The organism is Paracidovorax anthurii, from assembly GCF_003269065.1.
Taxonomy (GTDB): domain Bacteria; phylum Pseudomonadota; class Gammaproteobacteria; order Burkholderiales; family Burkholderiaceae_C; genus Paracidovorax; species Paracidovorax anthurii.
Genome location: NZ_QLTA01000024.1, coordinates 24,812 through 38,059 on the forward strand (window position 1 = coordinate 24,812; position 13,248 = coordinate 38,059).

Annotated in this window: 15 protein-coding genes; 10 read left to right on the forward strand and 5 right to left on the reverse strand. The window is 66.7% G+C overall.

Features of this window, described 5'->3' with window-relative positions:
• Window positions 1-184: 184 nt before the first annotated feature.
• The 4 genes from AX018_RS13070 to motA all read right to left on the reverse strand — a co-directional run bounded on the left by AX018_RS13070 (window position 185) and on the right by motA (window position 3,096).
• On the reverse strand, window positions 185-814 hold the full coding sequence (locus AX018_RS13070) for a protein phosphatase CheZ (protein WP_111877724.1): 630 nt from the start codon (window positions 812-814) through the stop codon (window positions 185-187).
• Between the two features lie 2 nt (window positions 815-816).
• Window positions 817-1,203 (reverse strand): chemotaxis response regulator CheY, encoded by a 387-nt coding sequence (gene cheY / locus AX018_RS13075; protein ID WP_111877725.1) that lies wholly within the window; start codon window positions 1,201-1,203, stop codon window positions 817-819.
• A 66-nt stretch (window positions 1,204-1,269) separates the two neighbouring features.
• Complete coding sequence (motB, locus tag AX018_RS13080) at window positions 1,270-2,208, reverse strand: flagellar motor protein MotB (protein ID WP_111877726.1); 939 nt, start codon at window positions 2,206-2,208, stop codon at window positions 1,270-1,272.
• 27 nt (window positions 2,209-2,235) lie between these two features.
• Window positions 2,236-3,096, reverse strand: a complete 861-nt coding sequence (motA, locus tag AX018_RS13085; protein WP_111877727.1) for a flagellar motor stator protein MotA — start codon at window positions 3,094-3,096, stop codon at window positions 2,236-2,238.
• A gap of 347 nt (window positions 3,097-3,443) precedes the next feature.
• Between motA and AX018_RS13090 the strand changes: the two genes are divergently transcribed.
• From AX018_RS13090 to AX018_RS26000, 4 genes are all read left to right on the forward strand, one after another.
• Entirely contained in the window at window positions 3,444-5,135 is a 1,692-nt protein-coding gene (locus AX018_RS13090) for an O-linked N-acetylglucosamine transferase, SPINDLY family protein (RefSeq protein WP_111877728.1), read from the forward strand.
• Window positions 5,132-6,286 (forward strand): DegT/DnrJ/EryC1/StrS family aminotransferase, encoded by a 1,155-nt coding sequence (locus AX018_RS13095; RefSeq protein WP_111877729.1) that lies wholly within the window; start codon window positions 5,132-5,134, stop codon window positions 6,284-6,286. The genes AX018_RS13090 and AX018_RS13095 overlap by 4 nt, the downstream gene beginning before the upstream one ends.
• Before the next feature lie 81 nt (window positions 6,287-6,367).
• Entirely contained in the window at window positions 6,368-6,811 is a 444-nt protein-coding gene (locus AX018_RS24800; protein ID WP_146749304.1) for a hypothetical protein, read from the forward strand.
• A 24-nt stretch (window positions 6,812-6,835) separates the two neighbouring features.
• The gene (locus AX018_RS26000) at window positions 6,836-6,988 is read left to right on the forward strand and encodes a transposase (protein ID WP_353618491.1); all 153 of its coding nucleotides are present in this window, start codon (window positions 6,836-6,838) and stop codon (window positions 6,986-6,988) included.
• Window positions 6,989-7,086: 98 nt separating this feature from the next.
• Here AX018_RS26000 and AX018_RS26005 read toward each other — a convergent pair whose 3' ends face one another.
• Window positions 7,087-7,278 (reverse strand): hypothetical protein, encoded by a 192-nt coding sequence (locus AX018_RS26005; protein ID WP_353618492.1) that lies wholly within the window; start codon window positions 7,276-7,278, stop codon window positions 7,087-7,089.
• A 198-nt stretch (window positions 7,279-7,476) separates the two neighbouring features.
• On the opposite strand from AX018_RS26005, the gene AX018_RS13105 reads away from it, so the two are divergent.
• From AX018_RS13105 to AX018_RS13130, 6 genes are read left to right on the forward strand one after another with little or no spacing between them, the layout of a single operon-like run.
• Window positions 7,477-8,622, forward strand: a complete 1,146-nt coding sequence (locus AX018_RS13105) for an aromatic ring-hydroxylating oxygenase subunit alpha (protein ID WP_111877730.1) — start codon at window positions 7,477-7,479, stop codon at window positions 8,620-8,622.
• Window positions 8,619-9,389 (forward strand): glucose-1-phosphate cytidylyltransferase, encoded by a 771-nt coding sequence (gene rfbF / locus AX018_RS13110; RefSeq protein WP_111877731.1) that lies wholly within the window; start codon window positions 8,619-8,621, stop codon window positions 9,387-9,389. Before AX018_RS13105 ends, rfbF begins: the two co-directional genes overlap by 4 nt.
• A 14-nt stretch (window positions 9,390-9,403) precedes the next feature.
• The gene (rfbG, locus tag AX018_RS13115) at window positions 9,404-10,483 is read left to right on the forward strand and encodes a CDP-glucose 4,6-dehydratase (protein WP_111877769.1); all 1,080 of its coding nucleotides are present in this window, start codon (window positions 9,404-9,406) and stop codon (window positions 10,481-10,483) included.
• A gap of 8 nt (window positions 10,484-10,491) precedes the next feature.
• Window positions 10,492-11,808, forward strand: a complete 1,317-nt coding sequence (rfbH, locus tag AX018_RS13120) for a lipopolysaccharide biosynthesis protein RfbH (protein ID WP_111877732.1) — start codon at window positions 10,492-10,494, stop codon at window positions 11,806-11,808.
• Between the two features lie 10 nt (window positions 11,809-11,818).
• Complete coding sequence (locus tag AX018_RS13125; protein ID WP_111877733.1) at window positions 11,819-12,385, forward strand: dTDP-4-dehydrorhamnose 3,5-epimerase family protein; 567 nt, start codon at window positions 11,819-11,821, stop codon at window positions 12,383-12,385.
• On the forward strand, window positions 12,375-13,247 hold the full coding sequence (locus AX018_RS13130; protein ID WP_170146247.1) for an NAD-dependent epimerase/dehydratase family protein: 873 nt from the start codon (window positions 12,375-12,377) through the stop codon (window positions 13,245-13,247). Before AX018_RS13125 ends, AX018_RS13130 begins: the two co-directional genes overlap by 11 nt.
• The last annotated feature ends 1 nt before the right edge of the window (window position 13,248 follow it).

The window sequence follows — 13,248 nt, forward strand, 5'->3', positions numbered from 1 at the left end:
CGTGCCGGGGCGGCAGGGGAAATCGTGGCAGGGATTTGCTATTGAAAGAATAGCAAACATCGCAGCAAAGTCGGCGACATAGGGCCCAAAAGACCCCTCATGGCATCGTGGGGGCGCCGCGCCATCCCCTGGCGCGGCCGCCGGGCGCACAGACGGGGCCGGCATGCCCGCCGCCGGCGCCCGGTCAGAAGCCGAGGCTGGCCAGCAGGTCGTCCACCTCGGACTGGTTCGAGACGATGTTGGGCGTGTTCTCCGGGTCCACCACGGGGCCGGCCAGGTGCTCGCGGCGGGGTTCCGGGGCGGGGGCCACCGCAGCCTGCACCTGGGGCGGGGCGGTCTGGATGAGCAGCTGCACCAGCTGTTGCTCGATGGTGCCGGCGAGATTCACCACGCGCGCGATCACCTGCCCGGTGAGGTCGTGGAAGTCCTGCGCCATCATGATCTCGGTGAGGTGCACGTCGGCTTCCTTGGTGACGCGTTCCACGTCGTGCAGGAAGTTCATGATCTCGCCCTTGGCCACGGCGGCCACGGGGTCCTTGACCAGCGAGGCGACCACGCGGCGCGTCTCTTCGGCGATGAAGTCGTGCTGGGCCTTGGCCTGTTCGACGCGGCTGAGCACTTTTTCGGCCGCCTCGCCCGTCAGTCGGGCGATGTACGAGAGGCGGCTCTGGGCGTCGGGCAGCTCGCCCATCGTTCCTCGCAACTGGTCGGCGTAGCCCAGCTCGCTCAGCGCATCGTGCAGCTGGCGGGTGAGCACGCCGATCTTGTTGTGAACGTTCGAGGAGTCCGGGGGGGTGTTGTCCGGCGTGTCCATGGTCAGAGTCCCAGTTTCTTGAGGATCAGCGTGACTTTTTCTTCCAGCGTCGCCTTCGTGAAGGGCTTGACGATGTAGCCGGCCGCGCCGGATTGCGCGGCGAGCACGATGTCTTCCTTGCGGGCTTCGGCGGTCACCATGAGCACGGGCAGGTGCTTGAGCTTGTCGTCCTTCTTGATTTCGGACAGCAACTGGAACCCGTTCATGTTGGGCATGTTGATGTCCGTGACCACGAAGTCGAACTTGCTATTGCGCAGCTTGTTCAAGGCCGCGACGCCGTCTTCGGCCTCGTCGGCGTCGGTGAACCCGCTCTCCTTGAGCAGGTTGCGCACGATGCGCCGCATGGTGGAGAAGTCGTCAACGATCAAAAAGCGAAGGGCAGTGGTCACGTGGGACCCTTTCGGTCGGAAATTGCAGGGGCTATTGTCATGGGCAGCCGGTTTGGTGACAAGACGTTACGGCTGCGCGGCGGATGCGGGATTTTCCCGCTTTTCAGCGGCCAGATCCGCGACGGGGATGGTTGGGGCCAGTTTGCCCAGGAGCCGCTCCTCGGCTTCCTTGGTCAATACCGTGATGGTGATGCGGCGGTTGACCGGCGCGCGCGGGTTGGCCGGGTCCATCAGGTCGCTGGCCGCCAGCCCCACGACGCGGCCCAGCTTGGCGTCGGGCATGCCCGCGGCCACCAGCTCGCGCCGCGAGGCGTTGGCGCGGTCGGCCGACAACTCCCAGTTGCTGTAGCCCCGGTCGCCGTTGCCGTAGGGCGCCGCGTCCGTGTGGCCCGCGAGGCTGATGCGGTTTTCGACCCCGCCGAGCGCCGCGCCGATCTCGCGCAGGATGTCGCGCATGTAGGGTTTTACCAACGCACTGCCGCTGTCGAACATCGGCCGGTTCTGGTCATCCACGATCTGGATCTGCAGGCCGTCGGGCGTGACGTCGATGCGGATCTGCGAGCGGTACTCCTTGAGCCGCGGGTTCTCGGAGATGAGCGCGTCGATCTTGGCCTGCAGCGACTTGATGCGCATCTGGTCGATCCGGGCCTGCTCGGCGCGCGCGGCCTCGATGTTGGCCCGCCGGCTGGTGGCGGCATCGGAATCGGAGCGGCGCACCTGGCCGTGCACCTTGGAGAGGTCGTTGCCGCCGCCGGGGATGATGCTGGAACTGTTGCCCGAGCCGTCGCCGCCCTGCATCGCCACCTTGAGCGGCGAGGCGAAATACGCCGCGATCCCCTGCAGCTCCCCCTTGGCCGTGGAGCCCAGCAGCCACATCAGCAGGAAGAACGCCATCATGGCCGTCACGAAGTCGGCATAGGCGATCTTCCAGGCGCCCCCGTGCGCGGCATGGCCGCCCTTCTTGACGCGCTTGATGATGATCGGCTGGAGCTTCTTGTCGGCCATGGCGTGCGCCTCCGGCGGGTGTCCTGGTTACTTCTTGCCCTTCACGTGGCCTTCCAGCTCTGCGAAGCTGGGTCGGTCGGTGGAGAACAGCACCTTGCGGCCGAACTCGATGGCCGTGGCGGGGTTGTAGCCCTGCATGCTGGCCAGCAGGGTGGTCTTGATGCACTGCAGCTCCTTGGCCGCGTCCTCCAGCTTCTGCTCCACGAGGCCGCCCAGCGGCTCCACCACCCCGTAGGCCAGCAGGATGCCGAGGAAGGTGCCCACCAGGGCCGAGCCGATCATGCCGCCCAGCACCGAGGGCGGCTGGCCCACGGAGCCCATGGTGTTGACCACCCCGAGCACGGCCGCCACGATGCCGAACGCCGGCAGGGCGCCGGCGAGGCGCGCCAGCGCGGCCACCGGGGCGTGGGCCTCCTGGTGGTGGGTCTCGATCTCGCTGTCCATCAGGGCTTCGATCTCGTGGGCGTTCAGGTTGCCCGACACCATCATGCGCAGGTAGTCGGTGGTGAACTCGATCACGTGGTGGTCGCTGCCCACCGTGGGGTATTTTTTGAAGATTTCCGACTCGTGGGGCGTCTCCACGTCCTTCTCGATGGCCATCAGGCCCTCCTTGCGGGCCTTCTGCAGGATCTCGTAGAGCATCGCCATCAATTCCATGTAGCGGGCCTTGGTGTACTTGGAGCCCTTGAGCGCCATGGGCAGGGCCGCGATGGTGGCCTTCAGCACCTTCGGCTGGTTGTTCACCACGAAGGCGCCGAGCGCGCCGCCCAGGATGGTGATCAGCTCGAAGGGCAGGGCGCTCAGCACCACGCCGATGTTGCCGCCGTGCACGATGAACACCCCGAAGATGCACCCCAGGCAGACGATGTAACCGATGATGACGAACATGCTTGAGTGAGTGCGTGGACCGCCGCGCCGGACGCTGGCCGGGCGGCGCGTGGGAGCGGGGGAAACGAACCTAATGTAAATGTATCGAGGTATTTATCGACCGGAAAACCCTGTTCTGTAGCGTGGGCGCCGCGCGGGGCATTCGCTGCGCACTGCCTGCAACCATAAGGCCGCGGCCGCCCCGCAAGCGCGGTGAGAAAGCGTGCGAATGCCGCGCTTACACCCGCTTCCGGGGGGCGAGTGGCCTCTAGAATGAAACAATCGGTGAGTGGTGAATCCACCACACCCCAGCATGCAACGCCGCCGCTCTGCGCCGGCACGGAGGTGGCAGATGTCGGCAGGTATCCATGGCAGCGATTGACGGTAAGGATGTGGTGCTCGGCGGCGACACGCAGCTGCTGCTGGACATGGTGAACGGCGAGCAGTGCCTGGCCTCCGACAACCTGCCCGGTGCGCTCAAGCACTTCACCGCCGCCCTGGCGCAGAACCCCCGCCGGCCCGACACCTGGCTGCTGCTGGGCCGCACCTTCCTCAAGATGGAGAACTGGGCCAACGCCATCCCGGCGCTGGAGACCGCGCTCACGCTGCAGCCCCAGATGCCCGAGGCCCAGCACGGACTGTCGCTCGCGCTCTTCAACATCGGCCGCCGCGAGGAGGCCCTGAGCCTGATCGACGGCGTCTGCCAGCGCGGCGGCAACTCGGCCACGTGGGTGATGCGGGCTTTCCTGCACGGCCAGGCCGACCGCGAGCCCCTGCGCACGCTGCAGGTGTACCAGGACTGGGGCCGCCGCTTCGCCGACCCGCTCACGCGCAAGGCCGCGCCCTTCGGCCCCACCGACCGCGATCCGCGCAGGAAGCTCCGCATCGGCTACGTGACCGCCGACTTCCGCGAGCATTCGATCGCGTTCTTCATGCTGCCGGTGCTGCGGCACCACGATCCGGAGGCGGTCGAAGTGCACGTGTATTCCGGCGGGCGCCGGGACGGCATCACCGAGACCATGCAGGCGTGCGTGCCGCACTGGCATGAAATCCTGGGGCTGAGCGACGACGCGGTCTACCAGCTCATCCGCTCGCACGGCATCGACGTGCTGGTGGACCTCTCGGGGCACACGGCGGGCAATCGCCTCATGGTGTTCGCCCGTCGCGCGGCGCCCGTGCAGGTCACCTGGCTCGGGTTCATGCTGCCGCTGGGCATGAAGGCCATGGACTACCGGCTGACCGACCGCGGCATCACGCCCGCCGGGCACGATGCCCACTACAGCGAACGCCTGTTCCGGCTCGCCTGCATGGCCAGCTACGCGCCGCCGGCCTATGCGCCGCTCTGCGAGGCGCCGCCCATGGAGCGCAACGGCCATCCGACGTTGATCTCGCTCAACAACTCGGCCAAGGTCACCGATGCCATGCTCCGCGTGTGGGCGCGCATCCTCCAGGCGCGGGGCGATGCGCGCCTCATCATCATGGTCAAGGAGCGCTCGGCCGACGCGGCCCAGGCGGCCATGCAGCCGCGCGTGGAGGCGGCGGGCCTGCCGCTGGACCGCGTGTTCGTGCTCCACCAGCAGCCCATCAACCAGTTCATGGAACTGGGCCACATCGCCGACGTGGCGCTCGACACCGCGCCCATCTCGGGCGGCACCACCACCCTGCACGCGCTCTGGATGGGCCTGCCCATCGTCACCCTCGATGCCGAGCGCGGCGTGGACGCCAGCACGGCCCGCACGCTGCAGGGCGTGGGCTATGCCGACTGGGTCGCGCGCAGCGAGGACGAATACGTGGAGCGGGCCCTGGCATTCATGGCCGACCCCGAGGCCCTGGCCCGCCTGCGGCACGAGACGCGCGAGCGCCTCTCGGCCAGCGCGCTCATGGATTACGCCAGCCGCACCCGGGAGCTGGAGATGGCCTTCCGGCTCATGTGGCTGAACCACCTGGAGGGGAGTGACCGCCTCCGCGACGTGTTCGTGGACCTGGACCAGACGCTGGCGGATTTCGACGCCCGCAGCCACGATGGCCGGGGGCGCCAGCGCAACCCGAAGTCCGCATGACGGCCGGGGCATCCCAGGACCCGATTCCCCTGCTGGTGCCGGACGTTCCGGGGCCGGAGGCCCTCGCGCCGTATCTGGAGCGAATGCACGCCGCGCGCTACTACTCCAACTACGGCCCCCTCGTGCGGGAACTGGAAGAGCGCTTCGCCGCAAGCTTCGGCGTGCCCGCGGCCCAGGTCACCACCGTGGCCAGTGCCACCCTGGGGCTGGAGCTGGTGCTCCAGGCGCTGGGGCTGCGTCCCGGCTCGCGCGTGCTCATGCCCACCTTCACGTTCGCCGCCACCGCCACGGCCGTGCTGCGCGCGGGCCACGTGCCGGTGCTGGCCGACGTGGATGCCGGAAGCTGGCTGCTGACGCCCGAAATCGCGCGGGCTGCATGTGCCGCCGAGCGCATTGATGCCGTCCTGCCCGTGGCCACGCTGGGCATGCCGCATGACATGTCCGGCTGGCAGCGGTTCGAGGAAGAGACGGGCCTGCCGGTGGTGATCGATGCTGCGGCGGGTTTCGGTAGCCAGTGGCTGGGAGAGGCGGCAGGGACACTCGTGTTCAGTCTTCATGCCACCAAATCCCTGCCGGCCGGCGAAGGCGGATTTGTCGTCTCCACCCGCCCCGGTCTCGCGGAGCGGGTGCGCCAGCTCTCTAATTTCGGTATCAACCTCGACCCCCGAAGCGTTTTGCCCGTCGGCGCGCTGGCGGCCGCGGGAACGAACGCCAAGATGAGTGAGTTGCATGCTGCCGTCGCGCTCGCGGCGTTCGAAGTCTGGGAGGAAGGCGCCGCGCAGCGGCGTGCACTCCATGCAGACATGCGAAATCGCTTGGACGCTGTAGCGCCTGGGCTCCTCGCCTGGCAGGAGCCTGGGTCGGGTGGCCCGCTCATGGCGCCAACCCTGCTGTGCGCCCGCCTGCCCGACGCTACGGCGCGCGACTGCGTGGAAGCGGAATGCTGGAGCCGCAGCATCGCTACGCGGCGTTGGTACCAGCCGCTCATGCACCACATGGCGTCCTTGGCACCTCGGTGTTTGGTGCTGCCTACGCCCGAGGCGGAGCGGCTGGCGAGGACGGTGATTGGATTGCCTTTTTTCGTGGGGCTCGATCAACTCCAACAGGTGCGGCTGGAGGAGATGCTGATTGCGGCGACGGCAATCATTTAGACGCCAGTGTCAATTTGTGAGAATTTCTTAGGCAAGAATCTTTCTTGCCTTAACGCCACAATATTGAAAGGGAGAAATCAATTGAGAAATGCAAAAATTATCCTGGGGCTTTTGTTTTCCATCGGAGTGGCTGGGCCTGCTTCCGCCTGGACTTTGGTGTACTCGCATGATCAGAGCGGAGCGGCCACTTTTGGAAGCATCCAGGCGTTGGTCAATGCGGTTTCCAACGGCTCGGGAGTCAAGGTGGTCGTGGAAACAGGGGAAACTATCCAATTTCAGTGCAATTGGCTGCATGTCAAGAAAGATGTGCCAACCAGTCCCAATGTCGTTTGCACTGCCGAAAGTGGGTTGGGAGTTAACCTCACCGCAGGTGCAAACTTTGGCGGTATCAGCTCTCCTCCGTTCATAGGGCATTACGCGATGAACACCTTGGGGCAATATGCTGTGACGCGTATAACGGCCGGCACTTCCAATGTCACTCTGCGCCAGAATTACAGCTTTCCTATGCAGTGGTATGTGCAGTAACGGCTTAATCTAATTGAGGCTGGCGTGGCGCTGGGCGTAATGCCAGACGGCACGCGCGACATCCTGGGCCTGTGGGTCGAGAGCACCGAAGGCTCCAAGTTCTGGATGGAAAGTCTTCAACGACCGGAGAACGCACGGCGTGCAGGATGTGCTGATCGCCGTCACCGAGGGGCCTAAAGGTATCCCTGAGGCGCTCGGTGCACACTGCGCTGCAAACCTGCACGCGCACCTATCCGCAACAGCCTGGACTTCGCCGGTGGAAAGAAGCGATAGGTTCAGGCGGTGGCCTTGAAGCCCATCCACGCGGCTGTCAGCACCGAGGCGGCGGACGCAGTGATCCCGTTCTTCGCCTTCAGTCTCTCGGTGCGGCGAGTTTTCTGTACGGCCAAGGCCATCGAGAGCCTGTACGGCTGGCTGCGCAAGATCATCAAGATGCGCGGGCGCAGGGTCGAATCCGTGTGGAACAATTCCCCAACCTCTACTTCTCATGGACTCAGGATTGAGGGGGCTTCAAAAGTTGTTCTAACTCACGTGGAAGGCGGTGCACGCGGACTATCCTTAAGCAGCATGGGGCCCGTCACCGACCGGCAAGGTACGGGAGGACGCTGGCTCTTGAAAGTCAAACTGCTGTGCCGAGGCAGCTCTATTCCCTTTAAGACCGACTTATGCCGACAAGCGTCATTTCGCCCCACTTCTACCGCGATCCCGACCACCATGCGCATGAACTGCGAAGCCTGTTCCGGGACTGCTGGGTTTTCGTGGGCATGCGCTTCGAACTCGACGGCCTCGTGCACCGGGGCGTGCGGGTGGGCGACACGTCGCTGCTGATCCAGTGCGACAGCCAGGGCCGGCCGCGCGCGTTCCTCAATGTCTGCTCGCACCGGCATGCCCAACTCTGCGAATCGGGACTGCACCGGGGGCCGGCGCGCTGCCCGTACCACGGCTGGGTGTACGACCGCGAGGGCGTGCCCGTCGGTATCCCGGTGAAGCAGTGCTTCCCCGAGGTGGTCGCCGAGCCCACCCGCTTCCGGCTGCAGGAATTCGCCTGCGAGGCCGTGGGGCAGTTCGTCTTCGTCCGGCTGTCGGAGGACGGTCCTTCGCTGCGCGACTATCTGGAGGGGGAGTACGCCTTCCTGGAGCGCGCCAGCGCGGGGATGCAGGGCGTGCTGGATGAATTCCGCGAGCCGGTCGAGGCCAACTGGAAGATCGTGATCGAGAACGCGCTGGAGGGCTACCACGTGCCCGCCGTCCATGCGCGCACCTTCATGCAGATCGACGGCATGGACCGGGCGGAAGCCGCCCCCCGTTTCTTCCTGGACGACCGCCTGCACAGCCACCTGGAGCATGCCGCCGATGCGGACTGGGTGGCACGGTTCGCCCGCATGGAGGGCAAGATCGGCCAGTGGCCCTGGCGCTTCGAGCACTACACCCACCACCACATCTTCCCGAACCTGACCGTCACGTCGTTCATGGGGTACAGCTTCCACGTGCAATCGTTCGAGCCGACCGGAGCCCGGCAGACCACCGTCCACTCGCGGACCGTCGGGGTGGAGTTCACTGGCGCCAAGCCGGCCGGCGCCCGGATGATGGAGCACATCCACACGGACGGGCATGCCTTCACGCGCAAGGTGTTCGCGGAGGATGGCGGGATCTGCGCCAAAGTCCAGGCGGGCGTCGATCTGGCGCAGCGCCCGGCCGTGGTGGGCGCCGGCATCGAGGACCGGGTGGCGCATTTCCAGGGAGCCTATGTCCAGGCCCTGCAAGACAGTCAGCGCCGGGCGGCAGCCTCCGGAAAGGATGGCAAGGCATGAAGGCCATCATCCTGGCGGGGGGGCTGGGGTCGCGCCTGAGCGAGGAGACCCACCAGAAGCCCAAGCCCATGGTGGAGATCGGCGGCCGGCCGATCCTCTGGCACATCATGAAGATGTATTCGCGCCACGGCATCAACGACTTCGTGGTGTGCTGCGGCTACAAGGGCTACGTGATCAAGGAGTACTTCGCCAACTACTTTCTGCACATGTCCGACGTGACCTTCGATCTGGCGAGCAACCGCATGGAGGTGCATGAGCGGTATGCCGAGCCGTGGCGCGTGACCCTGGTGGATACCGGCGATGCGACCCAGACGGGCGGTCGCCTGCGCCGCGTGCAGCGCTACGTGAGCGAGGACGATGCGTTCTGCTTCACCTACGGCGACGGCGTGGGGGACATCGACATCACGGCCCTCATCCGGTTCCACAGGGCCCATGGCCGCCAGGCCACGCTCACGGCCACCCACCAGCCCGGCCGCTTCGGCGCGCTGCAGATGGACGACGACCAGGTGCTGTCTTTCCGGGAGAAGCCCGATGGCGGCGGCGGCATGGTGAATGGCGGTTTCTTCGTGCTGTCTCCTGGGGTCTTCGATCTGATCGATTCCGACGCAACCATCTGGGAAAGGGCACCGCTCGAAACGCTGGCGAGGCAGGGCGAGCTGCGCGCCTACCGGCATGAGGGCTTCTGGCAGCCCATGGACACGCTGCGCGACAAGAACTACCTGGAGCAGCTTTGGCAGGGGGGCTCGGCGCCCTGGAAGTCATGGTGAATGCCGACGATGCGATGCCCCGGGCCCGTTTCTGGGCGGGGCGCAGGGTGTTCCTCACCGGCCATACCGGGTTCAAGGGAACATGGCTCTCGATCTGGCTGCAGCGCATGGGCGCCGAGGTGACGGGATATGCCCTGGCCCCGGACTCCACGCCTGCGATGTTCGCATTGGCCCGTGCGGCAGAGGGCATGACTTCGCTCATCGGTGATGTGCGCGATGCCGCGCAGCTCGCCGGCGCGCTGCAGGCGGCCGCGCCGGAGGTCGTGATCCACATGGCCGCCCAGCCCCTGGTGCGCCAGTCGTATGCCGACCCGGTCGGCACTTACTCGACCAACGTCATGGGCACGGTGCACTTGCTCGAAGCCGTCCGGCGTTCGCCATCGGTGCGTGCCGTGGTGGTGGTGACGAGCGACAAATGCTATGAGAACCGCGAATGGCTGTGGGGTTACCGGGAAGAGGACGCCTTGGGCGGCTTCGATCCCTACAGCAACAGCAAGGCCTGCACCGAATTGGTGGCGGGCTCCTATCGCGACTCTTTCTTTCCCCCGGAAAAGTACGGCAGCCACGGCGTGGCGATGGCCAGTGCGCGCGCAGGCAACGTGATCGGCGGCGGCGACTGGTCGAGCGACCGGCTGATCCCGGACTTCCTGCGCGCTGCCAGCCAGGGCGGGCCGCTGGAGCTGCGCAATCCCGATGCCATACGGCCGTGGCAGCATGTGCTCGAACCGCTGGCGGGGTACCTGCAACTGGCGCAACGGCTGGTGGAGCAGGGTGTGGCGGTGTCCGGGGCCTGGAACTTCGGCCCGTCCGAGCAGGACGCCCGAAGCGTGGGCGATGTCGTCCGGCAATTGGCCGCATCGTGGCCGGAGCCCGTAGACTGCCGCTTCGCCGCCGATGCCGGCGGCCCGCACGAGGCCCGGATGCTCCGGCTCGACAGCAGCAAGGCCCGGGCCCTGCTGGGCTGGACGCCGCGCTGGACGCTGGCGCAGACCCTGTCGAGCATCGTCGGCTGGCATGCCGCGCACCGGCGTGGCGAGGACATGCGGAAGATGACCGAGGCCCAGATCGAGTCCTATTGCGCCGCTGCGCTCTGAAATGTTTTATGGATAAGTTGCACCAACTGCGCGAGCAGATCGCCGCGCTCGTCAGCGAGTATGCGGCCCAGGCCTACCGCCCCCAGCCCTTCCTGCCGGGCGCCACGGCCATCCCGCCCTCCGGCAAGGTCATCGGAGAAGCCGAGCTGCAGAACATGGTGGCCGCGTCGCTCGACGGCTGGCTGACCACGGGGCGCTTCAACGATGCGTTCGAGAAGCGCCTGCGGGAGTATCTCGGGGTGCGCCACGCGCTCACGACGAACAGCGGCTCCTCCGCCAATTTGCTGGCCTTCTCGGCGCTCACGTCCCCGGCGCTGGGCGAGAGGGCCATCCGACCCGGCGACGAGGTGATCGGCGTGGCGGCAGGGTTTCCCACCACCGTCAATCCCATCCTGCAGAACGGGGCGGTCCCGGTGTTCGTGGACGTCGAGCTCGGCACCTACAACATCGACGTCGGATTGATCGAAGGCGCCATCTCGCCGCGCACCAAGGCCATCATGCTGGCCCATACCCTGGGCAACCCCTACAACCTGGCGGTGGTGCAGGCCCTGTGCCGCAAGCACGGGCTCTGGCTCATCGAGGATTGCTGCGACGCCCTGGGGTCCACTTATGACGGCCGGCTGGTGGGCACCTTCGGCGACATCGGCACCCTGAGCTTCTACCCGGCCCACCACATCACGATGGGCGAGGGCGGCGCGGTGTTCACCAACGACGACGAGCTGGCGCGCATCGTCACTTCCTTCCGCGACTGGGGGCGGGACTGCTACTGCGGGCCGGGCAAGGACAACACCTGCGGGAAGCGGTACGGCTGGCAACTGGGCGACCTGCCCCCGGGCTACGACCACAAGTACACGTACTCGCACGTCGGCTACAACCTCAAGATCACCGACATGCAGGCCGCCTGCGCCCTGGCGCAGATGGACCGACTGCCCGGCTTCATCGCGGCGCGGCAGCGCAATTTCGAGCATCTCTCGGCGCGGCTGCAAAGCTGCGAGGAATTCCTGGTGCTTCCCCGGGCGACGGCGAATTCGCAGCCCTCGTGGTTCGGTTTCCCGCTCACGCTGCGCGATGCGGCCGACAGCCGCCGCGTCGATCTGCTGGAATACCTGGAGCAGAGCCGCATCGGCACGCGGCTGCTGTTCGCCGGCAACCTGACCCGGCAGCCGTCGATGCACGGGCAGACATACCGGGTGGCCAGCAGCCTGGAGAACACCGATACGATCATGGAGCGCACCTTCTGGCTGGGCATCTACCCCGGGCTGGGCGAGGCGATGCTCGATTTCGTGGCCGACCGCATCGAGACCTATTTCGGCGTCAATTTCTAGGACCCAGGCCATGCGCTTCGAGGAAAGCCCGTTGCCGGGCTGCTATCAGATCCAGCCTGCGGTCCACCCCGATGGGCGGGGGCGTTTCGTCAAGACCTTCAGCCGCGCGGAGTTCCTGAGCCGGGGCCTGGCGTGCGACTGGGCGGAAAGCTTCTACAGCGTGTCGCGGCGCGGCGTGCTGCGCGGGCTGCATTTTCAGCGGCCACCGCACCACCATGCCAAGCTGGTGCACTGCAGCCACGGCCGCCTGTTCGATGCGGTGGTCGATCTGCGCCGGGGCTCGCCCACGCAAGGGCGCTTCGCCACCTTCGAGCTGGATGCCGAACGCGGCAACCAGATCTACATTCCCGCAGGGTTCGCCCATGGCTGCTACGCGCTGACCGAGGGGGCGACCATCGTCTATCACGTCACCTCGGCCCACGCGCCGCAGCATGACGCCGGCATCCGCTGGGATTCGGCCGGCATTCCGTGGCCCGACGGCCACCCCTTGCTGTCGGAGCGCGATCGCGGGCATCCGCCGCTGCAGGATTTCGACAGCCCGTTTGCCATGGTGGATGGCCTGTCCCATGGCGGCTGAGCGGCATGTGTTCCTGACGGGGGGTACGGGGTTCATCGGCCGGCACGTGCTGGCGGCCCTGCTGGATGCGGGGCACCGCGTCACCGTGCTCCGGCATCCGGTGGACGCGCCGATCTCCACGCATCCCCGCCTGGCATGGCTGGGAAAGGCCATGGACCAGCTCACGCCCACCGATCTGGACGGGATGGACGCGCTGGTGCACCTGGCGTCGCCCGGGGTCCCGCCGCAACAGGCGACCTGGCAGACCCTGTTTTACTGGAACGTCACGGTGTTGCTGCAACTTCTGGAGGTCGCCCGTGCCGCCGGGGTGCGGCGCGCGGTTCTGGCGGGCACCTTCGCGGAGTATGGGCGCAGTGCGGACGCCCATGCCTTCATTCCCGCCGATGCGCCCCTGGCACCCACCTATGGATACGCTGCCTCCAAGGCCGCAGGCTTCCAGGCCGCGCACGCCCATGCGATCGAGCATGCGATGGAGCTATGCTACCTGCGTATCTTCTCGGTCTTCGGCGAAGGCCAGTACGTGGAGAACTTCTGGCCGGCCCTGCGCCTGGCGGCCTCGCAGGGCCGCGACTTTCCGATGACGCCCGGCGCGCAGGTCCGCGACTACGTGCCGGTGCCATCCGTCGCCCGGGCCTTCCTGCACGCGGTCGAGCGCCGCGATGTGCGGCCGGGCATGCCCTGGGTGCGCAACGTCGGTTCCGGGCAGCCGGTTTCCATGCAGGACTTCGCGGCGCGGTGGTGGTCCCGCTGGAATGCCGCAGGGCGCCTGCTCGTCGGGGCCTTGCCCTACCGGCCCAACGAGGTGATGCGCTGCGTCCCCGAGATCGCCGATGATTTGTTTTTACCCACCGAGGAGAGCTGAT